This window comes from Streptomyces sp. NBC_01341 (assembly GCF_035946055.1).
Taxonomy (GTDB): domain Bacteria; phylum Actinomycetota; class Actinomycetes; order Streptomycetales; family Streptomycetaceae; genus Streptomyces.
On the sequence record NZ_CP108364.1, the window covers coordinates 3377207 to 3401336 of the forward strand.

Genomic DNA, 24130 nt, shown 5'->3' on the forward strand with positions numbered 1-24130 from the left:
CGGGGGCCGGTACAGGTGATACTGACCGTCACGCTGAACACGGCACTCGACCTGACGTACGCGGTCCCCGCCCTCGTCCCGCACACCACCCACCGCGTCGGCGAGGTGACCGAGCGGCCCGGCGGCAAGGGCGTCAACGTGGCCAGGGTCCTCTCCTCACTCGGCCACGACACCGTGGTCACCGGCTTCGCCGGCGGCTCGAACGGGACCGTGCTGCGCGAACTCCTCGGCGCGCTCCCGAGCCGCCCCACCGACGCGCTCGTGACCGTCGCCGGGAACACCCGCCGCACACTCGCCGTCGTCGACGGCACCGCCGGGGACACCACCCAGCTCAACGAACCGGGGCCGCACATCGGCCCCGACGAGTGGGCCGCCCTCCTGGGGACCTACCGCGACCTGCTGACCGGTGCCGACGCCGTCGCCCTCTGCGGCAGCCTCCCGCCCGGTATCCACGTCGGCGCGTACGCGGAGCTGATCCGGCTCGCCCGCGCGGCCGGCGTGCCCGTGCTGCTGGACACCGACGGGGAGCCCCTGCGGCGCGGCGTCGCCGCCCGCCCCGACCTCGTCAAGCCCAACGCCGACGAACTCGCCCGCCTCACCGGAGCCCGCGAACCCCTGCGCGCGACCCGCGACGCCCGCCGCCGAGGGGCGCGCAGCGTCGTCGCGTCGCTCGGCCCGGACGGCCTCCTCGCCGTGACCCCGGACGGCATCTGGCGCGCGACGCCGCCCTCGGCGGTGCGGGGCAACCCGACAGGGGCGGGCGACTCCGCCGTGGCCGGGCTGCTGTCCGCCCTCGCGGAAGGGCTGGGCTGGCAGGAGAGGCTGACGCGGGCGGTGGCCCTGTCGACCGCGACCGTCATGGCCCCGGCGGCCGGCGAGTTCGACCGCGCCGCCTACGAGGACCTGCTGACCCGGGTCGCCGTCGAACAGCACCCGCCGGCGGCCTGACGCACCGCGCGGAGCCGGAGAAGACAGCCCGGGTAAACGCCGCGTCCCGGTCATCGCCGTGGCGAGGACCGGGACGGTGGATCGGGTCGGGGGCGACGTGGTGACCAGGGTCTTTCGTTTGGATCAGGCGCGAACCCAGCAAGATCCTCACGAGAGGTCCTAGTCCTTGACGTGGCCCGACTTCAGCGACAGCTGGTCGAGGTTGGCGTCGCAGGAGTCACCCTCGTTGCACGAGAGCATCAGGGTGTTCGACCCCTTCTTGAGCTGGACGTAGGCGAACGTCGTCGTCCAGCCCTTCTCGAGGTCCCCCTCCGCGGCGTTCGCGAAGTTCTTCATGTTGATGGACCGCGGGGCCTCGTCGTTGACCGTCAGGGAGGTCTTCGCGTCCCTGCCGGGCACGCCGTAGGTCACGAACAGCGTGTACGCGCCTCCGTCGGGCACGTCCACCGTCCAGGTCGCCGACCGGCCGACCTCGTTGAGACTGATGTACTGGCCGTTGGCGCCCTTGGCACCCTTCACGGTGTTGTCCAGCGAGGCCGTGCCGCCCAGTGTCAGCGTCGCCGCGTCCTGCTCGGGCAGATCGACGGGCTCCTTGGACGGCTTCTCCGTCTTGTCCGGCTTCGGGGACTCCGACACCTCGCCGGCCGCACCCGTCGACGTACCCGCCTGGTCCTTCTTCTTGTCGCTGTCGTCACCCGTCATCAGCGCCGCGCCGATGCCGATGAGCACGACCGCGACCACGGCGACGGCCGCGATCAGCAGCGCCTTCGTGTTGGGGCCGCCACGTCCGGGGCCGCCGTTCCTGCCGCCGCCGTGCGGCACGGACCCGTGCTGCGCGGTGACCGCGCCACCGGGGTAGGTCTCCGGGGCCGCGTACTGCGCGCTGGGCTGGCCGTACTGCTGGTTCTGCTGGCCGTACTGCTGGTTCTGCTGGCCGTACTGCTGGTTCTGCTGGCCGTACTGCTGGCCGTACGCCTGCTGCGGCGGGACCTGCCCGTACTGGCGCTCGCCCACCGCTCGCACCTGGTTGTACGACGTTCTCGGCCTGCCGGGCTGTGCGGCAGGACCCGGGTAGCCGTAGCCGCCCTGCCCGGGCGGCTGTGCGCCCGCCGCCTGCCCGTCCGCGTACAGATAGCCGAACGGATCGTCGTCCTCGGGCTTGCTCGCGCCGTTGTTTCCGGCCGTCATCCCTGGGTCACTCCTCACCATGTCGCCAGCCGTCGCCGACCGGCCGAGCCTACCCCGAACGGAGCACACGTCGAATTGCCGCCGGCCGCGCGGAAACCCGTACGGGGTACGGGAAGCGCCGGGGCGTGAACGTCAGCCGGCCCTGCGGTGAACCTTCGAACGGGACCGCTTCTCCATGTACATCCGCTGGTCGGCGGAGTGCAGGACCTCTTCCCCGGTCATGCCGCACTCGGCCCAGCCGATCCCGAAACTCGCCCCGACCCTGACGGCCCTGCCGTCCACCCGGATGGGCGGAATGATGGCGTTACGCAAGCGTACGGCCAGGTCCGCGGCATCTGCGGCCCCGAGACCGTCCGCGAGGACGACGAATTCGTCACCCCCGAGCCGCGCGACGGTGTCGCCGTCCCGGACGCAGGTCGTGAGCCGCCGGGCGACCTCGATGAGAACCGCGTCACCCGCGTGGTGCCCGAAGCGGTCGTTGATGGACTTGAAACCGTCGAGGTCGCAGAAGAGCACCGCGAGCCCCTTGGTGCCGTCGTCGCGGTCCGGGTCGGGCGCCACGGTGTGCACGTGGTGGTCGTACGGGCCGACGCCCGCCACCGTCTCGGGCTCGTACCCGTGCACCGGTGAGCCGTCGCCGTACGCCGCGTCGAGGGCCTCGACCGCGCTGGAGGTGGCCGAGGAGTGAGGCCTCTCACACAGCCGCGCACCGAGCCGTGAGCGCAGCTCCGCACTGTTGGGCAGACCGGTCAGCGCGTCGTGCGAGGCCCGGTGCGCGAGGTGCAGCTCGTTGCGCTTGCGCTCCTCGATGTCCTCGACGTGGGTCAGCAGGAAGCGGGGGCCGTCAGTGGTGTCGGCGACGACCGAGTTGCGCAGCGAGACCCAGAGATGCGTGCCGTCCCTGCGGCCCAGACGCAGTTCGGCACGGCCGCCCTCGGCGGACGTGCGGAGCAGGGTGCCGATGTCCTCCGGATGGACGAGGTCGGCGAAGGAGTAACGGCGCAGGACGGAGGCCGGGCGGCCAAGGAGGCGGCAGAGCGCGTCGTTGGTGCGGAGCAGCCTGCCGTGCTGGTCACCGCCCATCTCGGCGATGGCCATACCGCTGGGCGCGTACTCGAAGGCCTGGCGGAAGGATTCCTCGCTGGCCCGCAGCGCCTGCTGTTCGCGTTCGAGCCGGACCAGGGCGCGCTGCATGTTCGCCCGGAGGCGGGCGTTGCTGATCGCAATGGCCGCCTGGGAGGCGTACATCTGGAGTGCTTCACGGCCCCAGGCGCCCGGACGGCGGCCGTTGCGCGGCCGGTCGACGGATATGACTCCCAGGAGGTCCAGACCTCCGCCGGAGGCGTACATGGGGGCGTAGAGGCGGTCGAGGGGGTGCCACTCGTCCTCGAAGCGGGGCTCGGGCCCTTCGGTGTGCCACTGCGGCACGTCGTCGTCGAGGAGCACCCAGCCCTCGGTGTGGGGTATGAAGCGCAGGTCGTCCCAGGCCTCACCCATCGACAGCCTGCGCTCCCACGAATCGCGGGAGCCGACGCGGCCGGTGATCAGGGCTTCCGCGGCGGTGTTGCCGGCGAACGCGGCGACCACGAGATCGCCGTCGGGGCGGACGAGGTTCACGCAGCCCAGTTCGTAGCCGAGCCCGGCGACGATGCCGTCGGCCACACTCTGCAGCGTGTCCGCCAGGCTCCGCGCCGTGTTGAGATCAGCGACGGCCTGGTGCAGCTGCCGCATGGTCGCAAGACGGACGTACGGCTCCGACTCGGCCTCCATTGCTCGCACTCCCTGAGACCTCGACTGCAACTCCAGGTTTCATATCGACGTACTTATCGCAGTGTCACCGCCACTGAATCACAGTGAGCTGCGCACCCGGTACACAGGGTCAACAAATATTGCTCTCTGTGACTTAAGTCACAGCACATGGCAAAGGCCGCCCGAGAACGCCCTCCGATACCCCTTCCTTGCGGAACGCAAATCCGCGCAGACGGCCCCCGGTCCTAGGACCCGGCTGGTCCCCTGGCCCGATGCGGGAGCCCTTCCCGCGGCGTTAGCGTGCCCGGTGTGCCGCAGAAGACTCCCCCCGCCCCACGCCCCGAGACCGTCCCCCATGCTGAGGGGGTGAGCAACGACGAATTCCGCGCCGCCCTGTCCCGTCTGGCCGCGGGGGTGGTGCTCATCACCGCCCAGGAACCGCCGCTCGACGAGCACGGCCGCGGCGAGGACGTCGGCATGACGGCGACCTCGTTCGTCTCGGTCTCCCTGGACCCGCCGCTGGTGATGGTGAGCCTGCGCAACGACTCGCGGATGGACGACCTGCTGGCCGAGCAGCCCCTGTGGTCGGTGTCGGTGCTGGCGGAGAGCCAACGGCAGATCGCGGGCCGGTTCGCCATGAAGGGCAGGATCAGCGACCGGCTCCTGTTCGAGGACCTGCCCTTCATACGGGGCGGGATCACGGGCGCGCCCCTGATCTCCGGAGCGCTGGCCATCCTGGAGTGCCGCACCGAGCAGAGCGTCGTCGCCGGCGACCACACACTGGTGATCGGACGGGTGCTGACGGCGTCCCTGCCGAACGCGGACGCCGAGCCCCTCGCCTACTTCAAGGGCCGCTACCGCAAACTGGCCTGACCGGCACGCCTTCCCCTGCCGAACCGGACGGGCCCCGGCCGCCGTCTACCAGTCGCGGCCCGAGCGCCCGCGCTTCGTGTCGCCGCGCTGCTTCTTCTCCCGCAGGCGCCGCTCGTTGATGCCGCGCGGGATCTTCTTCTTCAGGCGCGGCTTGGGCGGCGGCGCGGTGGCCTCCGCCAGCAGAGCGGCCAGCCGCACGGCGGCCGTCTCCCTGTTGCGCCACTGCGAGCGGTGTTCCGAGGCCCGTACGGACACGACCCCGCCCACCAGCCTGCCCGCGAGACGTTCGAGCGCGCGCGCCTTCCACACCTCGGGCAGCGACTCGGTGGCGGCGAGGTCGAACCTGAGCTCCACCTGGGAGTCGCTGGTGTTGACGTGCTGCCCGCCGGGCCCCGAGGACCGCGAGAAACGCCACATGAGTTCGGCCTCCGGAAGGGAGACCGAACCGCGGATGACATAGGGCCCGGACATGACACCCATGTTCCCTGGCCCACGGCCCGTCCGTCACCTTGTTTTGCGAGCGTTCGGCCAGAAGTTCGGCAAAGAAAGTAAAGCGAGCAGGAACCTCGTGGTCTCTTGTCTGCGTTAGGACGGGTGACGGTAGCTTTCGTGATGGCACGAAAGCCCGCACACGACGAGGAAAGGGACTTCCCATGGCTGTAAGCCTGTCCAAGGGCGGCAACGTCTCGCTCACCAAGGAGGCCCCGGGCCTGACCGCCGTCACGGTCGGCCTCGGCTGGGACGTCCGCACCACCACCGGCACCGACTTCGACCTCGACGCTTCGGCGATCGCGGTCAACGGCGCGGGCAAGGTCTACTCCGACGGCCACTTCGTCTTCTTCAACAACAAGCAGACGCCGGACCAGACCATCGTCCACACCGGTGACAACATCACGGGCCAGGGTGAGGGCGACGACGAGCAGATCAACGTCAACCTCGCGGGCCTCCCGGCGGACATCGACAAGATCGTGTTCCCGGTCTCCATCTACGACGCCGAGGCGCGCAGCCAGAACTTCGGCCAGGTGCGGAACGCCTTCATCCGCATCATCAACCAGGCCGGCGGCACCGAGATCGCCCGCTACGACCTGAGCGAGGACGCCGCCACCGAGACCGCCATGGTCTTCGGCGAGCTCTACCGCAACGGCGCCGAGTGGAAGTTCCGCGCGGTCGGCCAGGGCTACGCCTCGGGCCTCCGCGGCATCGCCCAGGACTTCGGCGTCAACCTCTGACGCAGCACGGTCCGCCCTCGGGAGCCCCCGTCCGAGCACGTTCGGACGGGGGCTCCCGTGCGCCGGACAGCGGACACGCGCGAACTCCAGTCGGACAAGAAGTGGTCAAAAACTTGTGAGGTAATTGTCGGCGTCCCGTCAATAAGGATCGTTCGATGGCACGCTCTCCGCTCGTACCCCCCACAGGAACGAGCAACGGAGAAGGCATGACCCCCCACATGAACACCCGTCGCGCCGCCGCCCTGGCCGCAGTTGCCGCGATGGTCGTCGTCGGCGTGCAGACCGGCACCGCCTCGGCCGGTCCCCACGCAGGTGACAGCACCGCCTCTTCGTCCGGTGCCACCGCCCTCGGCGCGAACACGGCGGCACTGCGCACCGCCGCTCTCCGCGCCGCACAGGGCGACGCACCGGCCGCCGCGGCCGCCCTCGGACTCGGCAGCCAGGAGAAGCTCATCGTCCGTGACGTGATCAAGGACGCCCACGGCACCGTGCACACCCGCTACGAGCGCACCTACGCCGGACTGCCGGTCCTCGGCGGCGACCTGGTCACCCACACCGCTGCCGACGGCTCGTCCAAGGGTGTGGACAAGGCCAGCACCGCGCGCATCTCCGTCCCGTCGACCCAGCCGAAGGTGAAGTCGGCGGCGAGCGCCCGCAAGGTCGTCTGGGCGGGCGGCGGCAAGCCGGTCCTCGCCTTCGAGACCGTGCGGAAGGGACTGCGGAAGGACGGCACGCCCAGCAGGCTGCACGTCATCACCGACGCCACGACCGGCAAGAAGCTGCACAGCTTCGAGGCCGTGGAGACCGGGACGGGCAACAGCCAGTACAGCGGGGAGGTGGCCCTCTCGACCACCAAGGGCGCCTCGGGCTTCGAGCTGACCGACGGTGAGCGCGGCGGCCACAAGACGTACGACCTCAACCAGGGCCAGGCAGGCACCGGCGACCTCGTCACCGACGCCGACGACACCTGGGGCGACGGCACCGGCAACGACCGCCAGACCGCCGCCGTCGACGCCCACTACGGCGCGGCCAAGACCTGGGACTTCTACAAGTCCGAGCTCGGCCGCGACGGGATAGCCGGGGACGGCCGGGCCGCCTACTCCCGTGTCCACTTCGGCAACGCCTACGTCAACGCGTTCTGGGACGACAGCTGCTTCTGCATGACCTACGGCGACGGAGCCGACGACAAGAGCGCGCTCACCGCGATCGACGTCGCGGGCCACGAAATGAGCCACGGCCTGACCGCCGCGACCGCCAACCTCGACTACGCCGGTGAGTCCGGCGGTCTCAACGAGGCGACCAGCGACATCCTCGGCACCTCCGTCGAGTTCTACGCCGACAACACCACCGACGCCGGGGACTACCTCATCGGCGAGAAGATCGACATCAACGGCGACGGAACCCCGTTGCGGTACATGGACAAGCCCAGCAAGGACGGCGGCTCGGCGGACTACTGGGACACCGGCGTCGGCGGCCTGGACGTGCACTACTCCTCCGGTGTCGCCAACCACTTCTTCTATCTGCTGGCCGAGGGCAGTGGCGCGAAGACCATCGGCGGCGTCGACTACGACTCCCCGACCTCCGACGGCTCGAAGGTCACCGGTATCGGCCGCCAGAAGGCCTACCAGATCTGGTACAAGGCGCTCTCCGTCTACATGACGTCGAGCACCGACTACGCCGGAGCCCGCGTCGCGACCGAGAAGGCGGCCACCGACCTGTTCGGGGCCGGCAGCACCGAACTCGCGGCCGTCGACGCCGCCTGGACCGGGGTCAACGTCAACTAACCCCCGCACACCACAGCACGGGAGCCGGTCAGCCTAGGGCCGGCCGGCTCCTGCCGTCGAGCCAGGTGTCCCAGACCTCCGTCAGGTCCCTGCCGGACGCCTTCTCGGCGTACGCGGTGAAGTCGGCGGTCGAGGCGTTGCCGTGCCGGTGCTCCTTCAGCCAGCCCCTGACGAGACCGAAGAAGGCCCCGTCGTCGTGCATCTCCTGGCGGATACGGTGGACGACCATCGCCCCGCGTCCGTACACCGGGGGCCGGGACAGATCGGCGGCGCCCGGCGGACGGGACGGCGGGAAGGCCCAGTTCGCCTCGTCGGCGTAGGCCTTCTCGAAACTCTCCTGGACGGTGGGGCCGGAGTGGTCCTCGCTCCACAGCCACTCCGCGTAGGTCGCGAAGCCCTCGTTGAGCCACATGTCGCGCCAGCTCGCGGGCGTGACGGAGTTCCCGAACCACTGGTGCGCCAGTTCGTGGACGAGCAGCACCAGACCGGGCGGGCCGGGAAAGAACGGCCGGGTCTGTGTCTCCAGCGCGTAGCCGGCGTCGTCGGGCCGGCCCACGATCGCCCCGGCCGACGAGAAGGGGTACGGCCCGAACTTCTCCTCGCCCCACGAGACCACCTCGGGAATCCGGGCCAGCACACGCGCGCTCGCCCGGTCGGAGTCCGGATCGACCGCGGTGACCACCGGAAGGCCGGCCCCTGTGACGGTCCGCCGCACGGTGAAGCGGCCGACGGCGACGGTCGCGAGGTAGCTCGCCATCGGCTCCCGGACACGCCAGTGGTACGTGGTGCGGCCCCCAGCCGTGCGGCGGGACGCCGGCTCACCGTTGGAGACGGCACTCCGCCCCTCGGGAACGGTGACCCGGATGTCGTACGACGCCTTGTCGCCCGGATGGTGGTTCCCTGGGAACCAGGTCATGGAGCCGGCCGGCTCCCCGAGCGCCACCGCCCCGTACGCGGTCCGCAGCCAGCCCTCGTCGGAGCCGTCCGCATCGGTGACGGTGCGGGGCGAACCGGAGTAGCGCACGACCGTGCGGAACGTCCGGCCCGCGCGGAGCCGGTCCGCGACCGCGACTGCCGGACGCAGCGTCAGTTCCCACCCCGCCCGGTTCACCGCGGCAGGACGCCCCTCGACGGTGGCCGAGCGGACCTCCAGCCCGGCGAGGTCCAGGTTGAACGCGCTGAGGTCCTGGGTCGCCCGGGCCGTGATCACCGCAGTGCCGCTGAGGTGCCCCGCGCCGGCGTCCGTCGCCACCGACAGGTCGTAGTGGGTGACGTCGTACCCGCCGTTGCCGAGGCGGGGGAAGTAGGGGTCGCGCACACCCGCCGCGCCCGGCGTCCCCACGACCGCGCCCCGGCCGTCCGTGCAGGCGGTGACCAGCACGACCGCCGCCAGCAGGAGGGCGGCGCCGGGCACGGTACGGCGCCGGGGCACGGTTCGCTGGTCCACCCCGCGATCCTAGATACGCGCGGTCGGGACCGGGCGCCGCGCCGGGGCGCGCCGCCGGTCCCGCGTCGCCGGGTGGCCTCCTCGCGAGAGGGCCGCGGGCGGGACCGGACCGGTTACCTGCCGAGGGTCGCCACACCCGCCGCCGCGAACTTCTCGTCGAGGTCGCCGCTCGGTGCTCCGGCCACGCCGATGCCCGCCACCGGGGCGCCCTTGACCTGCACCGGTGCACCACCGGCCAGGAACAGGGTGCCGGGGATGTCCTTGAGGTTCGGGGCCTGCTGCAGACGCTTCACCAGTTCGGAGGTCGGCGCGTTCCAGGAGACGGCCGTGTACGCCTTCTTCACGGCGGACTCGGGGGACTGCGGGCCCGCGCCGTCGCCGCGCAGCGTGACGACGGTGTTGCCGTCGCGGTCGACGACAGCGACCGACACGCGCTGGTTGTCCTTCTTCGCCGCGTCCAGGGCGGCCTGTGCGGCCTTCGTGGCGGCGGAGACGGTCAGGTGGGTGGTCCGCTGGAGGTTCCGGTCGGCGGTGTCGGCCTTGACGGCTGCGGCCGGCGCGGCGGCGGGAGTCGAGGCGTTCGCGGACATCGCGCCGAAGGTCCCGGCACCCAGGGCGGCGGCGACGACGGCACCGGTCAGGACTCGGGTGCGCAGGGACATCTTCTTCATAGTGACTCCTCGGATCGTTTCGGCTCGGATCGAACCGTTCTGCTTCCGTTGTCGATCCTCCGGCCGGATCCGGGGCCGTACCGTCGGCGTACCGGATGGAAGCGGCATGCCCGCCGGCTGACCGCCCTGTCGGCCGATCGGTTGATGCGGGGGTGGCCCGGCGGGGTGACCATGGGATGTCCGCGCAGGTCAGCGGCGGCGCGACAGGGCGGGTACACGGGTCGAGGGAAACGCGAGGTGCGAGGTGCGGCGGAACGGAACCGGACCGGACGCGGAGCGGACGAGCCCGGACCGGCCGGACGCGGACCGGCCCGGCCCGGCCGGGAGCACCGGTCCGGGCCCGGCGGCGGACGGCCCGGACGACCGCCGGCTGTCCCTGCTCATGCACGCAGCCTTCTTCCTGCTGCTCGGCGCCTCGCTCGCACGCTTCCTGATGCGCCACCCCGGCGAGACCCGCACGCCGTGGATCATCGCGCTGTCCGCCCTGCTCGCCGTCCTCCACCTCCTCGGCCCGGTGCTCGGCTCCCGGCCGACACCGCGCCGGCTCACATGGCTCGGCGTCCTCGTCGTGGTCTGGATGGTCCTGGTCGTCCTCGCGCCCAGCTTCGCCTGGTGTGCCGTCCCGCTCTTCTACACGGGCCTGCGGATCCTGCCGCCGCGCGCGGCCCTCGCGCTGGTCGCCCTGCTGACCGTGTTCGTCGTGGCCGCGCAACTCCGGCTCGCGACCGGCTTCGACCCCAATCTCGTCCTGGCCCCGCCCGCGGTCGCAGCCATCGCCACCGCCGTCTTCGTCCACATGCAGCGCCAGGCCGTGCGCCAGCGCGAGCTGATCGACGACCTGCTGCGCACGCGGCGGGAACTGGCCGCCACCGAACGCAGGGAAGGGACCCTCGCCGAGCGTCAGCGGCTGTCCATGGAGATCCACGACACCCTGGCCCAGGGGCTCTCCAGCCAGCAGATGCTGCTCCAGGCGGCCGACCGGTCCTGGGGCTCCGACCCCGCCACCGCGCGCCGGCACGTCCTGACGGCGACCGGCATCGCGGAACGCAACCTCGCCGAGGCCCGCCGCTTCGTGCACGACCTGGCCCCGGCCGACCTGGCGGAGGGCGGCGGCCTGGAGGCTGCCCTGCGGACCCTCGCGGACCGCGAGACCGCCCAGTCGCGCGGCCGCCTCACCGTCCGCTGCCACGTGGAGGGCGTCCCCGCCGCCGCCCTTCCCGACCGGGTGCAGTCGGCGCTGCTGCGGATCGCCCAGGGGGCCCTGGCGAACGTGACCGAGCACGCCGGGGCCGGCGTCGCCGCGCTGACCCTGACTCACCTGGACGACCGCGTGGTCCTCGACATCGCCGACAACGGCCGGGGCTTCGGACCTACGGAGCGTGCGCCCGAGGGGGTGCGGGGACACGGGCTACCCGCGATGCGCGCCCGGATGCGGCAGCTCGGCGGGACACTGACCGTCGAGTCGGCACCGGGCGAGGGGACGGTCCTGTCCGCCGCCGTGCCCCTGCCCCACACCACCGCGCCACCCGTCCCGGAGGACCGCGCATGACCACGAACGTACGGATCCTGCTCTGCGACGACCACGCGGTCGTGCGCGCCGGTCTGCTCGCCCTCCTCGGCGGTGAACCGGACATCGAGGTGGTGGGCGAGGCCGGCAGCGGCGAGGAGGCCGTCGCCCTCGCCGCCCGGCTCACCCCCGACGTCGTGCTGATGGACCTCCAGCTGGGCCCCGGTATCGACGGGGTCGAGGCGACCCGCCGCATCGCGGCCGCAGTCGGGACCGGCACCACCGGCCCCGCCGTTCACGTCCTGGTCCTCACGACGTACGACACAGACGCCGACATCACCCGCGCCATCGAGGCGGGGGCCACCGGCTACCTGCTGAAGGCGGAACGCCCGGAGGAACTGTTCGCCGCCATCCGCGCGGCCGCGCAGGGCCGCACGACGCTCTCGGCACCGGTCGCCGGCCGGGTCATGGCCCGGTTGCGCAGCCCCCGGCCCGCCCTCACCGAACGCGAGCTCGACATCCTCGGCCAGCTGTCCCAGGGGCTCGGCAACCGTGACATCGCCCGCGCCCTCTTCATCAGCGAGGCGACGGTCAAGACCCACCTGGGCCGGATCTACGACAAGCTCGGGGTCGACACCCGTTCGGGCGCGGTCGCCGTCGCCAAGGAACAACGACTGCTCCTCTGAGGTCCGCCCGCCGTCACCGCGCGAACGGCCCGGCCCTTGCTCGCGGACCTCGACACCCGACCGGACCGGCCCACCCGCCCGGACCGTCCTGGCCGCCCGGCGCAGGGCGTCCGCGCGGCATGACACCATCGAACCGTGCTCGACATCGGCTACTCCCTCTCCCGGCGCTTCCCGGACCCCCCGCAGACCGACTACCGCCGCGCGGACGTCCGGGCGCTGCGGCACGACCTGTTCTCCGGGGACGTCTACCTGGCCGACACCAAGGCCGACCGGGAACTGTCCACAGCCTGGGGATGGGTCCCCGTGCTCGACTTCGCCTGGGCACTCTGCGACATCGTCGAGCAGATCGACCGCGACCCCCGCGGCAACCGCTCGCACCGCCAGCAGTACGCCGAACTCGACTTCACCGAGTCCTCCGACCGCATGCTGTTCGAGCGCCGCTTCGGCTGGGTCGACGTCGAGGCCGACTGGATGCCCGGCGACGAGCCCCCGTTGACCTTCAGCCACTCCCTGCTCCGCCGCGAAGCCCGCGACTTCCTCCACGACCTCGTCGCGGACCTGGCCGACATGCACGAGGGCCTCGCCGACAACCCCGTCATCTGGGACCTGCAGGCCCGCTTCCCCCGCCTCTGAGCAACCGGCGGGGCTCCGCCGGGCCTCGAACCGCCCCACGGCGCCCTGGCTACGCCTCCACCCGCACCCCGATCTGCGCGGCGAACGCCGGGGCCAGCTCCATCAGCTGCGCCGGGCTGATCACCGCCCCCGCCAGCCGCTCGACGCCCCGCGCGATGTCCAGCTCCGCGACCGTCCGCAGATCGACGGACTCCATGCGCACGGCGGAGAAGTCCGCCCGCTTGAGCACGCAGTCACGGAACTCCACCCGCACCAGGTGGGCCTCACCGAAATCCGGCTCCGAGAGCACACAGCCCTCGAACACGACGTCCTTGAGCCGCGCCTTGCGCAGATTCAGGTAGTCGATCTTCCCGCCGCGCACGAGCACCCGCTCCAGCACCGCACCGTGCAGCTGCACCCCGCCCAGCCGCGCGTCCACGACCTCCACGTCACGCAGCGACGCCCCCGCGAGATCGGTACCCACGCCCCGCACGCCCGTCAGCACCGAGTCGATGAACCGGGCACGCACCAGCTCCGTCCGGTCCAGGGCGCACCCACGCAACTCACAGTCCATGAAGCGGGCACCGGGACCCGAGGCGTCGGCGAGGTCGGTCCCGTCGAACCGCACCCCGTCGTAATCCCCGTCCGGCTCCAGGCCCCCGTCGTACTCCACGAGCGGGGGCAGCCGCACCTCCGGCCGCCTCGCCTCCGCCACCCCGTCCCTCGCGCCCCTGCTCCTGTTGCCTGTACGTGCCATGCCCCCCATCGTGACGCACACCACTGACAACGCCCCGGCCCGATGTCACAGGACAGGCCCTCCGCTCCGTCATCCCCGTAGAAGCGCCGATCGCAAGGAGACCAGCCATGCAGCGCATCCATGTCGTCGGCGGCGGGCTCGCCGGACTCACCGCCGCCATCACCGCCGCCGAATCCGGGGCCCCCGTCACCCTCCACGAGGCGCACGACACCCTCGGCGGACGGGCGAGGACCGCTCAAGGCCCCTACCTCACCAACGAGGGACCCCACGCGCTCTACCACCGCGGCCCGCACCGGACCTGGCTCGAACAGCGTGGTCTCCTCGGCCCGCAGGCCTCCGTGCCACCGCTCGAAGGCACCCGCTTCTTCTTCCGCCGGAGCGGCGTACTGCGCAGGACCCCGCCCCTCGCCATGCTCCGCCTCGCCCGCCGCAGCGCCCGCCGGGCCCCCGTCGGCACCGACTTCCTCGCCTGGGCCGCCGGGCAGGTGGGGGAGGACGGTGCCCGGGCGGCGGCGCACTACATGGGGGTGGCCCTCTTCCACCACGACCCTGGATCGCTGTCCGCCGCCTTCGTGCAGGAACGGCTCCGCCGGGCCGCCGCGCTGCCGCCCGAAGCCCGCTACCCCGTCGGGGGCTGGGGCCAACTCGTCGGCCGGATGGCCTCGCGGGCCTGGGACCTCGGCGTAGGCATCGAGACCGGCGCCCGTGTCGGCCCCGGCGACCTGGCCGGGCTGCGGAGCGGCGGGCCGGTGATCGTCGCCACGCACCTGGAGTCGGCCCGGTCCCTCCTCGACGACCCCTCCCTGACCTGGACCGGCGGCCGTACCGCGCTCCTCGACCTGGCCGTGAGGACCCGCCGGGGCGACCCGTTCGTCGTGTCCGACCTCGACGCCCCCGGCTGGATCGAACGGTTCACCGCTCAGGACCACACCCTCGCACCGGCCGGCGAACAGCTCGTGCAGGCGCAGATCCCCCTCGCCCCCGGTGCTCCTCGTGGCGAAGCCGTCCGCCGGGCCGAGGACATGCTGGACCTCGGCTTCCCCGGCTGGCGGGAACGCACCACCTGGCGCCGGGAAGCGCTGGCCTCCGGGCGCACGGGCGCCGTCGACCCGCCGGGCACGACCTGGCGGGACCGTCCGGCCGTCGACCGCGGGAACGGGTTCCTGCTCGCGGGGGACATGGTCGCCGCCCCGGGGCTCCTCAGCGAGGTCTCGTTCAACAGCGGCATCGCCGCCGCGGTCCTGGCCGTACGGCAGCTGGGAAGGGACGGACGCGCCACCACCGGGCGTGACCTCAACAGCACTTGAGGTCCCAGGCCGGGCGGGTCGGTGATCACCCACCTCCCAGGGAGCCCCGCCATGCACGCCATCCGCCTCCATGCCTTCGGCCCAGCGGAGAACCTCACCTACGAGCGGACCGAGGACCCGGATCCCGCACGCACCGAGGTCTGTCCCGCACGGGTGCCTGAGAGATGTACGCGAAGGTGCGCGCGTCAGGCCGCGCCGAGCCGTCCCAGCGCGCTGTCGTCAAGCCGGTACACGGTCCACCCGTCCTGCGGACGCGCGCCGAGCGACTCGTAGAAGGCGATGGACGGGGCGTTCCAGTCCAGCACCGACCACTCCAGGCGCCCGTACCCGCGCTCCACGCAGATCCGCGCCAGTTCGGCGAGCAGCGCCTTGCCATGGCCTCCGCCGCGCCGCTCCGGGCGCACATACAGATCTTCCAGATACACGCCGTGGACCCCGCGCCACGTCGAGAAGTTGAGGAACCACAGCGCGAAGCCGACCACCTCGCCGTCCTCGTCCGACACCGCGATGTGCGCGTAGGCGGCGGGCCGTCCCCCGAAGAGCGCCTCACGCAGCTGCTCCTCGGTGGCCTTCGCCTCGTCCAGCGCCTTCTCGTAGTCGGCCAGCTCACGGATCATGGCGTGGATCGCGGGGACGTCGGCGGGAGTTGCTTCACGAATCATGACGGCAGCGTAGACAAGCCCTCCCAGGTGCCCTCGCGCCTCACCCCCGCCCCAGCAGCCGGCGGGCGATCTCCGCGTGGTCCGGCGAAAGCCGCGTCCGCCCCTCACCGACCGCCCACAACCCGTTCTGCAGCACCCGCCCCAGCGTCCACGCCCGGGCGCGTTCCCGGTCGAGGCCCAGCACGCCCGTCAGCAGGTCGAACCTCCACAGCACCTCTGCGGCGTCGAACCTGTTGTCCAGCGCCGGGAACAGCTCGAACCCCGGGTCGCCCGCCAGCGGCTTCGGGTCCAGCACGACCCACTCGCCGGCCCGCCCGTCCTCCGCGCGGCCGGCGAGGATGTTGTCGTAGTGCAGGTCCCAGTGCAGCAGCCTGTCCCCGGGCTCCCCGGCCACCTCCCGTACCGCCGCCGCGCAGTCCAGCAGCAGCCGCCGCTCGTGCTCCGCGGCCAGCCCGGCGACCGTCCCGGGGGCCGCGTCCAGCATCCGGGAGGCCAGGTCGCCCAGCCGCCGCATCCCTGCCGGAGCCGGTACGGCGACGAGCCCGGCCAGGGCCTCCGCGAGGATCCGCACGGACTCGCGGACATCGGCGACACCGGCCAACGGGCGTCGCTCGTCGAGCCGTTCCAGCAGCATCGACCCGGTGGCCCCGTCGTACTCCAGAACACCCACCGCACCGGCGCCCGCGGCGCTCCAGGCCCGCAGCGCGACGGGTTCCCCCGCGGTCTCCTCGTCGATCGCCTGGAGCTTCAGCGCCGACCGCGTGCCGTTCTCCCGCGCCACGGGAAGCACCAGCGCGCACATCCCGTACATCGCGCGGCCGTCGAGCCGCAGCCCCCACTCCTCGAGGAACCGCGCGGCCAGCCCGGGCAGCGCGTCCGCGAAATCCCGCCCCCTCGCTCCGCCATGGACCCGCAGACTCTCGACCAGCTCGCCCGGAACCTCGATCACATCCCGACCCTAGAGGTACCGTCCCTCCAGCGACTCGGCTGCACACGGACAAGCAGGGAACTCATGAGCACCGTCAGTACCGTCAACGGCGGCATTTCGTTCTGGTACGCCCACGAGGGCACCCCCTCCCCCCGCGAGCCCCTGCCCGGCGACGGCACCGCCGACGTCTGCATCGTCGGCGGCGGCTACACCGGGCTCTGGACGGCGTACTACCTGAAGAAGGCGGTGCCCTTCCTCAACATCACCGTCCTGGAAGCCAAGTTCTGCGGTTTCGGCGCCTCCGGACGCAACGGCGGCTGGCTCTACAACGGCATCGCGGGCCGCGACCGCTACGCGAAACTCCACGGCCACGACGCCGCCGTACGCCTCCAGCGAGCCATGAACGACACCGTCGGCGAGGTCGTCCGCACCGCCGGGGAGGAGGGCATCGAGGCCGACATCCACCACGGCGGTGTCCTCGAAGTCGCCCACACCCCGGCCCAGCTGGCACGCCTCAAGGACTTCCACTCCGTCGAGATCGCGTTCGGCGAGACGGACCGTGTGCTCCGGGGCGCCCGTGAGACCGCCGAACGCATCCGCGTCAGCGGGGCCGTCGGCTCCAGCTGGACGCCGCACGGTGCGCGACTGCACCCGGCCAAGCTCGTCAAGGGCCTCGCCGACGTCGTGGAAGCCCTCGGCGTCACGATCCACGAGTCCACCCCCGTCACCGAGATCAGGCCCAAGCACGCCGTCACCCCGTACGGCACGGTGCGCGCCCCTTATGTCCTGCGCTGCACCGAGGGCTTCACCGCAGGCATCAAGGGCCACACCCGCACCTGGCTCCCCATGAACTCCTCGATGATCGTCACGGAGCCCCTCCCCGAGGCGGTGTGGGACACCATCGGCTGGGACGGCCGCGAGACCCTCGGCGACATGGCCCACGCCTACATGTACGCCCAGCGCACGGCCGACGACCGCATCGCCCTCGGCGGTCGTGGTGTCCCCTACCGCTACGGCTCCGCCGCCGCCAACGTCAACACAACGGCCCGCACACAGCCCGCCACGATCGAGGCCCTGCGCGACCTGCTGGTCCGCTTCTTCCCCACCACGGCGGGCACCCGCATCGACCACGCCTGGTCCGGTGTGCTCGGCGTACCCCGCGACTGGTGCGCCACCGTCACCCTGGACCGCAGCACCGGCCTCGGCTGGGCCGGCGGCTACGTCGGCTCGGGCGTCGCCACCGCCAACCTCGCCGCGCGCACCCTGCGTGACCTGATCCAGCAGGACTCCGGCCAGGCCGGCCCGACCGAACTGACCGCCCTGCCCTGGGTGAACCACAAGGTGCGCCGGTGGGAACCCGAACCCTTCCGCTGGCTGGGCGTCCACACCCTCTACGCCGCCTACCGCGCCGCCGACCGCCGCGAGGCCACCTCGTCCCGGGCCGCCACCGACCGGATCGCGAAGGTGGCGGACCGCATCGTCGGCCGCCACTGAGCGCCGCGAGCCACCCCCGACCTGCCAGGACGCCCGGCCGTCCCCGCCACCGCGGGCGGGCCGGGCGGTCCCGGAGGCGACGGCCGGCCGCCGCCCCACCGCAGCCGAACTCCGGCTCCCGTACCGCACCGGGACAGCCCTTAGGCCGATCAGGAGAACGTCCGGCTCCGTACGGGTGATGGCGAGCATCCTTGCCCGCACCCGGCACCGCAAGCGGAATTGACTGAGGGTCACCACATCGCGGGCGCCCTCCTCCGGGGGCGCCTCCGCGCGACCTCGACGCCCGCCTGCCCCCCGGCCTGCGCGGGCCATGGGAAGGGACCATCTCTATGCGGGTGCTGCGGAATATCGCCTGGAGTGCGATCGCCTCGCTGCTCCTCCTCGTCGGCCCGGCACCGGCGGCCGCCCACGCCGACACCGGTGACAGGGTCCGCCCCCAGGCCCAGTGTCCGACCGAGGGCCGGACGCGCGGCACGGCCGGAGCGCCCAACCCGGCCCTGGAGCAGTACTACCTCGGTGACTGGCGGCTCGGCCCCCGCGTCCTGCCGAAGACCGGCGCCATCGGCAGGATGCTGCGCGGCTACGACCGCACGGGTCCGACGTCGGCGTACTGGTTCCTCGGGTGCTACTGGCAGACCAACCCCCTGACCGGCGAGTCCGGTTGGTGGTACCCGGACCACGACGGCTTCGTCCTCGACCGTGCGGGCGACCCGGTGCAGAAGCCGCTGACGCTCCGCGTGGGCCAGCTGGTCGACCTCTTCGGCAGCGGACGCGGCAACTTCCTCGCCCCCGCCGGCACGCCGTACGCCAAGCGCGCCATCCCGCCGAGCAACCTCGTCAGGTACACCGACGACTACCCCTACAGCTACCACCTGTACCGGGTGACGGAAGCGTTCACGGTGCAGGCCGGCCGCATCCGGCCCTGGTTCGGGCAGCCCGGTCTGGGGATCCAGTACAAGACGGCCGAACGGGTCTCGGAGCTGGTCACCGCCCAGAAGCTCGAAGCCCTGAACTGATCGCAGCCGCACTCCCCCGGGCGGGTTCCGGCACGGCCGGAGCCCGCCCGGGCGCATGCAGGGGGGAACCGACCCGATGAACAGGACCGAGCTCACCGAACGCCTCCGCCGCGAGGGGGTCCCGGACGCGCTGTACGAGATCCCGGGCGTCCACGGCGTCCCCTTCCAGCTGGACGCCTACTACGTCCTGCGCCAGGAGGCGGGCGCGTGGCCGGTGCTCATGCGCCAGCGCGGCGAGGACAGCGTCATCGAGCGCTTCGGCACGGAGGCCGAGGCGTGCCGCTACCTGTACGCCACCCTCACGGACGTGCCGCCGCCCGTACCCGGCGGCGCGGAACGGGTCGACCGGCTCCTGGCCGACGCCGACGAGATCCAGCGCCGGGCGGAGGAGGACTTCGAACGGGCCCCCGGCCGCGACGGCGACAGCCCGGCAGGGACCTGAACCCGGTCCGTGTCAGCCCAGGCACCTCCGTCTCACACCCCCGGACAGCAGAGAACCCCAGGTCACGGGCTGTGTGACCTGGGGTTCTCTCCGAGCCCCCTATCGGATTCGAACCGATGACCTACGCATTACAAGTGCGTTGCTCTGGCCAGCTGAGCTAAGGAGGCGTGCCGGAGCAGTCTAACCAACCTCACGGCCTGGTCACGCCCAATATTCGGGACCTTGGACTACTGACAGATCCGAAATCGCCAGGTAGCGTCACTCCAGGTTCACTCCGGTGGACCACACCACTCCATTACTCGGATCGTCCGGCACGTTCCTGCCGGTGAGGAGAGACATCGCCATGGCCAGTGTCACGTTCGACAAGGCGTCCCGCGTCTACCCCGGCTCCACGAAGCCGGCTGTGGACCAGCTCGAGATCGACATCGAGGACGGCGAGTTCCTCGTCCTCGTCGGTCCTTCCGGTTGCGGCAAGTCGACCTCCCTGCGCATGCTCGCGGGTCTCGAGGACGTCAACGGCGGCGCCATCCGCATCGGTGACCGCGACGTCACGCACCTGCCCCCGAAGGACCGGGACATCGCCATGGTGTTCCAGAACTACGCGCTCTACCCGCACATGTCCGTCGCGGACAACATGGGCTTCGCCCTCAAGATCGCCGGTGTGAACAAGACCGAGATCCGGGCGAAGGTCGAAGAGGCCGCCAAGATGCTGGACCTCACCGACTACCTGGACCGCAAGCCGAAGGCGCTCTCCGGTGGTCAGCGCCAGCGTGTGGCCATGGGCCGCGCCATCGTGCGTGAGCCCCAGGTCTTCCTCATGGACGAGCCGCTGTCGAACCTCGACGCCAAGCTCCGCGTGTCGACGCGTACGCAGATCGCCTCGCTGCAGCGCCGCCTCGGCATCACCACCGTCTACGTGACCCACGACCAGGTCGAGGCCCTCACCATGGGCGACCGCGTGGCAGTCCTCAAGGACGGTCTGCTCCAGCAGGTCGACTCGCCGCGCAACATGTACGACCGCCCGGCGAACCTCTTCGTGGCCGGCTTCATCGGCTCCCCGGCGATGAACCTCGTCGAGGTCCCGATCACCGACGGTGGCGTGAAGTTCGGCAACAGCGTCGTCCCGGTCTCCCGCGCCGCGCTCTCCGCCGCCGCCGACCGAGGTGACCGCACCGTCACGGTCGGCATCCGCCCGGAGCACTTCGACATCGTCGAGCACGGTGGCGCCGCCGCGCACGGCCTGTCCAAGGGCACCGCCGACGCCCCGGCCGGCCTGGCCGTCTCCGTCAACGTCGTCGAGGAGCTCGGCGCCGACGGCTTCGTCTACGGTGCCGCGCAGGTCGGTGGCGAGCACAAGGACCTGGTCGTTCGTGTCGGCGGCCGCGCCGTCCCGGAGAAGGGCACCGAGCTGCACGTCGTGCCGCGCCCGGACGAGCTGCACGTCTTCGCCACCTCGACCGGTGAGCGCCTGACCGACTGATCACCTGATCATCCCGCTGCGGCCCCGTGTTCCCTCCGAGGAACCGGGGCCGTTCGCGTGTCGTGTCGCGGATTCGGGTTTCACGTCGGCCAGGCATCAAATACCCCGACAGAAGGGGCAATTCACCTCGACACGTCAACGTGCGATTCGAAAAGCCTCGTCGAACCATCCCTCGCAAGGGTGACGAAATGTCGCCGAGTCATCACTGCCCGCTACGCTCGCCTGCGTGACCCACACCGCGCGCCGAATCGGCCGAACCCTAGCTCTCGTACTGCCCGTCGTCATGGTCCTGTCCGGGACCCTCGCGGTCACCCGTGTGCAGTGGTCGGGGCAGGACACCGAGACCCAGTTGCTGACCGCCGCCTCGGAGACCGTGTCCAAGCAGGCCAAGGCACGGACACCGCAGGACATCCTGCGGGACAAGCTCCTCCTGGAACTCCGGGAGGAGGACCCGGGCGTCGCCCTCACGAGCCTCCAGCGTGCCGTCGAGGGGCGTCCGTCGCTCGCCAGGCACTGCATGTCACTCGCCAGGGCCCTGGGCAAGGCGGCCGTCGACCAGTACGGCCCGACCCGCGCCCACCGCTTCTCCCGTCCGGTCTGCGACACCTCGTTCGCCTCGGGGGTCGCACAGTTCAGCTGAGCCGGGCATGTCCGGGCACGGCATATCGTGCCTGGCATGCATACGTATCCGACGCAGGCCGTGATCCTGGCGGGTGGCCAGGGGTCACGGCTGCGCCCGTACACCGATGACCGCCCCAAGCCGATGGTCGAGATCCCGGGAACCGGGACGCCGATCATCGGCCATCAGCTGTCCTGGCTGGCCTCCGAGGGCGTCACCGATGCCGTGATCTCGTGCGGCCATCTCGCCGGTGTCCTGCAGGAATGGCTGGACTCCGCCGCACTTCCTCTGCGCGTCACGACCGTCGTCGAGACAGAGCCTCTCGGCCGGGGCGGCGGTCTCAAGCACGCCGCCACGCGGCTCCCCGATCCGTCGGAACCCTGGTACGCCACGAACGGCGACATCTGGACCCGCTTCTCCCTGCGGGAGATGGCCGCCTTCCACGCGGAGCGGGACGCCACCGCGACGCTCGCGCTGGCCCGCCCGCGGATTCCGTGGGGCGCCGTGGAGACGGACGCCTTCGGGCACATCACCGACTTCATCGAGTCTCCGCCGTCGCCGTACCTGATCAACGCGGGCGTGTACGTCTTCGCTCCCTCCTTCACGGCGCTGCTGCCGGACCGGGGCGACCACGAGCGTACGACGTTCCCCCGGCTGGCCCGCGAGCGCCGGCTGGCCGGATACCCGCTGCCGCAGGGCGCCTACTGGCGGGCCATCGACACCGCGAAGGACCTCACCGAGGCCGCGAAGGAACTGGGCGCCCACGTGGACGGCTGAGGCCCTCGCACCCCCGGCCCATGCGTGAGGGCGGCCACCGGATGTCCGGTGGCCGCCCTCACGACGTGGGGCGCGGCCGTCAGCCGAGCAGACCGCCGATCGGGTTCTGGCCGGCGCCACCGGACGAACCGCCCCCGGAGCCCCCGTCCGAACCGCCGCCGTCCGAACCACCGGTGGCACCGCCGGAACTGCTGGAACCCGAGGAGCTGGGGCCCGGGTCCCCGGCCGGCGGCTCCTGCGGCTCCGGCTCCTGCGGCGGAGCCTGCCCGGTGCCCTGCGTCTGGCTGGGCTGCCCCGTGCTCGCCCCCGCGGTCGGGCCGGACTCACGTGAGGAGTCGGAACCCGGGGTGGACTCCTTGGCCGACGGGGTACCGGGGGCACTGGAGGGAGACGTCTCCGGACGGCGGCCCTCAGGGCTGCTGGAAGGCTTGCGCTTCTTCGCCTTGGGCTCGCCGGGGAGCGGAGAGCCGGGCAGCTGGTTGGTCGGGTAGCTGTCGGGGCCCGGCACCGTGACGACCTCGCTGGAACGGACCGCTCCGCCCAGCATGGAACCGACGAGCAGCGTCAGACCGACGACCACGGTGGCCACCGCACTGCCCCGGCGCAGCACCCGGCGGCGGAGGTCCCCGATCTCCGACCGCGGGCCCAGTGTGCGCCAGGCCTCGCCCGCGAGCCGCCCGTCCAGGGAGTAGACGGGGGCACCCGCGATGACGAGCGGGCTCCAGGCTGCCAGGAAGATGATGTCCGAGACGCCGTACGTGGCGACGCTGCGCCAGCTGACCGTCACCAGGAGGGCTGCCGAGAGCAGGGCGCCGAAGGCGGCGGCGACCCGCTGCCACAGGCCGAGGACCGTCAGGACGCCCACGACGACCTGGAGGAAGGCGACCAGGAGCCCGGCGCCGACAGGGTGGGACAGCGCGAAGTCGCGCAGCGGCTCCGCGGCGGACCACGGGTGCAGCGAGGTCAGCCACTTGACCATGGAGCCCCGGTCGCCGCCCTCGAAGTAGGCGGGGTCGCAGAGCTTGCCCATGCCGGCGTAGATCGAGATGAAACCGAGCAGGACGCGCAACGGGAGGAGCACGACCCCGAGGTTCATCCTGCGGTCGGGGTAGTAGGCGTGCCGGACGTTGTCGGCGGCGTGACGGCGCTCCCCGGCGGTGGCTCCGTCACGGCCCTCGCCGTCCCCGGAATCGTCGGCGTAGCCGGTGTCGTATCCGTCGTGCGGCGGTGTGCCCGCGGAGTCGTAGGCGCCGACGGCCTGCCGCATGGGGGGCAGCAGGGGGCCGCTGCGGCCGCCACCGTGCCGGTGGGGTGCGGGGACCACGGGGTTGGGCTGGGTCTCGTCGAGGCGCGGGATGACCTGGGTGCCACCGCCCGCGTCGTCGTAGCCCGCGCCGAAGTCGCCGCCGGGGCGGGTGTCGAGGTGGCCGACGGTGGAGTTCCGTACGGCCTGCAGGAGTCCGCTCGCACCGGGGTCGCCCGGCTCGGACCTGCCGCTCCAGACGACGGGAGCCCGCCTGCGGGCTCCCGCTCCGCTCATGGCGGGGATCCGCGCCGGCCCGGCGGAGCCCAGGGGGCGCAGACGTGTGCGCTGACCCGGGGCGAGCTGCACCCGGAAGCTGGCGTGGCTGACGATGACCTGCGCGGGGTCGCTGTCCACCTTCGTCATGCTCAGGGCGGGTTGGTCGTCGAACCGCGGCGTTCTGGTGTCCACACTCATCTAACCGAGTGATGTGTGATTAGGACACTGCCTTGACGCATCGGAAGTGTCCGAGACCCGTCAACATCCGTCCACACCTGGCGAGTCGGCCGAATCCCGGCACGCGGAGCGCGATGCCAGACGCCGGTGCGGACGTCCCGGCGGAGCGGCGACGTCCTGCGGGACAGCGGCAGGCGAACGGCACCGGACGGCCCGGGGCGAGCCCTTGGCCCAGGGTCTTTGTCTCCCACGGCC

Annotated in this window: 23 protein-coding genes and 1 tRNA gene; 14 read left to right on the top strand and 10 right to left on the bottom strand. The window is 71.9% G+C overall.

Annotated features, from left to right (window positions below; all coding sequences use genetic code 11):
• The first annotated feature begins 15 nt into the window (after positions 1–15).
• Positions 16–948, top strand: coding sequence for a 1-phosphofructokinase family hexose kinase (locus OG206_RS14735; protein WP_327116131.1), 933 nt, complete (start codon positions 16–18; stop codon positions 946–948).
• 159 nt (positions 949–1107) lie between these two features.
• On the opposite strand, the gene OG206_RS14740 is transcribed toward OG206_RS14735, so the two are convergent.
• On the bottom strand, positions 1108–2136 hold the full coding sequence (locus tag OG206_RS14740) for a carbohydrate-binding protein (protein WP_327116133.1): 1029 nt from the start codon (positions 2134–2136) through the stop codon (positions 1108–1110).
• A gap of 132 nt (positions 2137–2268) precedes the next feature.
• Positions 2269–3906, bottom strand: coding sequence for a diguanylate cyclase CdgB (gene cdgB / locus OG206_RS14745; protein WP_327116134.1), 1638 nt, complete (start codon positions 3904–3906; stop codon positions 2269–2271).
• A 345-nt stretch (positions 3907–4251) separates the two neighbouring features.
• On the opposite strand from cdgB, the gene OG206_RS14750 reads away from it, so the two are divergent.
• Positions 4252–4758: a flavin reductase family protein gene (locus OG206_RS14750; RefSeq protein ID WP_327116136.1), complete on the top strand. Its 507-nt coding sequence runs from the start codon at positions 4252–4254 to the stop codon at positions 4756–4758.
• 45 nt (positions 4759–4803) lie between these two features.
• On the opposite strand, the gene arfB is transcribed toward OG206_RS14750, so the two are convergent.
• Positions 4804–5238: an alternative ribosome rescue aminoacyl-tRNA hydrolase ArfB gene (gene arfB / locus OG206_RS14755; protein ID WP_147964033.1), complete on the bottom strand. Its 435-nt coding sequence runs from the start codon at positions 5236–5238 to the stop codon at positions 4804–4806.
• Between the two features lie 173 nt (positions 5239–5411).
• Between arfB and OG206_RS14760 the strand changes: the two genes are divergently transcribed.
• Positions 5412–5987 (top strand): TerD family protein, encoded by a 576-nt coding sequence (locus OG206_RS14760; protein WP_327116139.1) that lies wholly within the window; start codon positions 5412–5414, stop codon positions 5985–5987.
• A gap of 206 nt (positions 5988–6193) precedes the next feature.
• A complete protein-coding gene (locus OG206_RS14765) occupies positions 6194–7771 on the top strand; it encodes a M4 family metallopeptidase (protein WP_327116141.1) in 1578 nt (525 codons plus the stop codon).
• 28 nt (positions 7772–7799) lie between these two features.
• Here the strand turns inward: OG206_RS14765 and OG206_RS14770 are convergent, their stop codons facing one another.
• Both OG206_RS14770 and OG206_RS14775 read right to left on the bottom strand, forming a co-directional pair.
• Complete coding sequence (locus tag OG206_RS14770) at positions 7800–9218, bottom strand: M1 family metallopeptidase (RefSeq protein ID WP_442805846.1); 1419 nt, start codon at positions 9216–9218, stop codon at positions 7800–7802.
• Between the two features lie 113 nt (positions 9219–9331).
• On the bottom strand, positions 9332–9889 hold the full coding sequence (locus OG206_RS14775; protein WP_327116143.1) for a GlcG/HbpS family heme-binding protein: 558 nt from the start codon (positions 9887–9889) through the stop codon (positions 9332–9334).
• A gap of 244 nt (positions 9890–10133) precedes the next feature.
• Between OG206_RS14775 and OG206_RS14780 the strand changes: the two genes are divergently transcribed.
• The 3 genes from OG206_RS14780 (at position 10134) to OG206_RS14790 (ending at position 12715) form a co-directional block, all read left to right on the top strand.
• The gene (locus tag OG206_RS14780) at positions 10134–11438 is read left to right on the top strand and encodes a sensor histidine kinase (protein WP_327116145.1); all 1305 of its coding nucleotides are present in this window, start codon (positions 10134–10136) and stop codon (positions 11436–11438) included.
• Positions 11435–12082: a response regulator transcription factor gene (locus OG206_RS14785; RefSeq protein WP_327116147.1), complete on the top strand. Its 648-nt coding sequence runs from the start codon at positions 11435–11437 to the stop codon at positions 12080–12082. The genes OG206_RS14780 and OG206_RS14785 overlap by 4 nt, the downstream gene beginning before the upstream one ends.
• 135 nt (positions 12083–12217) lie before the next feature.
• Entirely contained in the window at positions 12218–12715 is a 498-nt protein-coding gene (locus OG206_RS14790; RefSeq protein WP_327116149.1) for a hypothetical protein, read from the top strand.
• A gap of 49 nt (positions 12716–12764) precedes the next feature.
• Here the strand turns inward: OG206_RS14790 and OG206_RS14795 are convergent, their stop codons facing one another.
• Positions 12765–13460, bottom strand: coding sequence for a pentapeptide repeat-containing protein (locus tag OG206_RS14795; RefSeq protein WP_327116151.1), 696 nt, complete (start codon positions 13458–13460; stop codon positions 12765–12767).
• Between the two features lie 98 nt (positions 13461–13558).
• Here OG206_RS14795 and OG206_RS14800 point away from each other — a divergent pair, with 98 nt between their 5' ends.
• On the top strand, positions 13559–14758 hold the full coding sequence (locus tag OG206_RS14800) for an FAD-dependent oxidoreductase (RefSeq protein ID WP_327116153.1): 1200 nt from the start codon (positions 13559–13561) through the stop codon (positions 14756–14758).
• Between the two features lie 185 nt (positions 14759–14943).
• Here OG206_RS14800 and OG206_RS14805 read toward each other — a convergent pair whose 3' ends face one another.
• Positions 14944–15420, bottom strand: coding sequence for a GNAT family N-acetyltransferase (locus OG206_RS14805; protein WP_327116155.1), 477 nt, complete (start codon positions 15418–15420; stop codon positions 14944–14946).
• Between the two features lie 40 nt (positions 15421–15460).
• Positions 15461–16369 (bottom strand): aminoglycoside phosphotransferase family protein, encoded by a 909-nt coding sequence (locus OG206_RS14810; RefSeq protein WP_327116157.1) that lies wholly within the window; start codon positions 16367–16369, stop codon positions 15461–15463.
• A 63-nt stretch (positions 16370–16432) separates the two neighbouring features.
• Between OG206_RS14810 and OG206_RS14815 the strand changes: the two genes are divergently transcribed.
• The 3 genes from OG206_RS14815 (at position 16433) to OG206_RS14825 (ending at position 19300) form a co-directional block, all read left to right on the top strand.
• Positions 16433–17842: an NAD(P)/FAD-dependent oxidoreductase gene (locus OG206_RS14815; RefSeq protein WP_327116159.1), complete on the top strand. Its 1410-nt coding sequence runs from the start codon at positions 16433–16435 to the stop codon at positions 17840–17842.
• A gap of 329 nt (positions 17843–18171) precedes the next feature.
• Positions 18172–18858 carry a TNT domain-containing protein gene (locus OG206_RS14820; protein ID WP_327116161.1) on the top strand — a complete coding sequence of 229 codons (687 nt, stop codon included), beginning with the start codon at positions 18172–18174 and terminating at the stop codon, positions 18856–18858.
• A 76-nt stretch (positions 18859–18934) separates the two neighbouring features.
• Complete coding sequence (locus OG206_RS14825) at positions 18935–19300, top strand: hypothetical protein (RefSeq protein ID WP_327116163.1); 366 nt, start codon at positions 18935–18937, stop codon at positions 19298–19300.
• 93 nt (positions 19301–19393) lie between these two features.
• Here OG206_RS14825 and OG206_RS14830 read toward each other — a convergent pair.
• Positions 19394–19467: transfer RNA gene (locus tag OG206_RS14830), tRNA-Thr, on the bottom strand.
• Between the two features lie 176 nt (positions 19468–19643).
• Between OG206_RS14830 and OG206_RS14835 the strand changes: the two genes are divergently transcribed.
• The 3 genes from OG206_RS14835 to OG206_RS14845 all read left to right on the top strand — a co-directional run bounded on the left by OG206_RS14835 (position 19644) and on the right by OG206_RS14845 (position 22176).
• Positions 19644–20780, top strand: coding sequence for an ABC transporter ATP-binding protein (locus tag OG206_RS14835; protein ID WP_327116165.1), 1137 nt, complete (start codon positions 19644–19646; stop codon positions 20778–20780).
• Positions 20781–21006: 226 nt separating this feature from the next.
• On the top strand, positions 21007–21420 hold the full coding sequence (locus OG206_RS14840) for a hypothetical protein (protein WP_327116167.1): 414 nt from the start codon (positions 21007–21009) through the stop codon (positions 21418–21420).
• 36 nt (positions 21421–21456) lie between these two features.
• The gene (locus tag OG206_RS14845) at positions 21457–22176 is read left to right on the top strand and encodes a nucleotidyltransferase family protein (RefSeq protein ID WP_327116169.1); all 720 of its coding nucleotides are present in this window, start codon (positions 21457–21459) and stop codon (positions 22174–22176) included.
• A 79-nt stretch (positions 22177–22255) separates the two neighbouring features.
• Here OG206_RS14845 and OG206_RS14850 read toward each other — a convergent pair whose 3' ends face one another.
• Complete coding sequence (locus OG206_RS14850) at positions 22256–23896, bottom strand: DoxX family membrane protein (RefSeq protein ID WP_327116171.1); 1641 nt, start codon at positions 23894–23896, stop codon at positions 22256–22258.
• Positions 23897–24130: the final 234 nt, after the last annotated feature.

Coding starts and splice junctions, on each gene's coding strand:
- OG206_RS14740 (WP_327116133.1), bottom strand. CDS start 2,136: ATGACGGCCGGAAACAACGGCGCGAGCAAGCCCGAGGACGACGATCCG.
- cdgB (WP_327116134.1), bottom strand. CDS start 3,906: ATGGAGGCCGAGTCGGAGCCGTACGTCCGTCTTGCGACCATGCGGCAG.
- arfB (WP_147964033.1), bottom strand. CDS start 5,238: ATGGGTGTCATGTCCGGGCCCTATGTCATCCGCGGTTCGGTCTCCCTT.
- OG206_RS14760 (WP_327116139.1), top strand. CDS start 5,412: ATGGCTGTAAGCCTGTCCAAGGGCGGCAACGTCTCGCTCACCAAGGAG.
- OG206_RS14765 (WP_327116141.1), top strand. CDS start 6,194: ATGACCCCCCACATGAACACCCGTCGCGCCGCCGCCCTGGCCGCAGTT.
- OG206_RS14775 (WP_327116143.1), bottom strand. CDS start 9,889: ATGAAGAAGATGTCCCTGCGCACCCGAGTCCTGACCGGTGCCGTCGTC.
- OG206_RS14785 (WP_327116147.1), top strand. CDS start 11,435: ATGACCACGAACGTACGGATCCTGCTCTGCGACGACCACGCGGTCGTG.
- OG206_RS14795 (WP_327116151.1), bottom strand. CDS start 13,460: ATGGGGGGCATGGCACGTACAGGCAACAGGAGCAGGGGCGCGAGGGAC.
- OG206_RS14800 (WP_327116153.1), top strand. CDS start 13,559: ATGCAGCGCATCCATGTCGTCGGCGGCGGGCTCGCCGGACTCACCGCC.
- OG206_RS14805 (WP_327116155.1), bottom strand. CDS start 15,420: ATGATTCGTGAAGCAACTCCCGCCGACGTCCCCGCGATCCACGCCATG.
- OG206_RS14815 (WP_327116159.1), top strand. CDS start 16,433: ATGAGCACCGTCAGTACCGTCAACGGCGGCATTTCGTTCTGGTACGCC.
- OG206_RS14820 (WP_327116161.1), top strand. CDS start 18,172: ATGCGGGTGCTGCGGAATATCGCCTGGAGTGCGATCGCCTCGCTGCTC.
- OG206_RS14825 (WP_327116163.1), top strand. CDS start 18,935: ATGAACAGGACCGAGCTCACCGAACGCCTCCGCCGCGAGGGGGTCCCG.
- OG206_RS14835 (WP_327116165.1), top strand. CDS start 19,644: ATGGCCAGTGTCACGTTCGACAAGGCGTCCCGCGTCTACCCCGGCTCC.
- OG206_RS14845 (WP_327116169.1), top strand. CDS start 21,457: ATGCATACGTATCCGACGCAGGCCGTGATCCTGGCGGGTGGCCAGGGG.
- OG206_RS14850 (WP_327116171.1), bottom strand. CDS start 23,896: ATGAGTGTGGACACCAGAACGCCGCGGTTCGACGACCAACCCGCCCTG.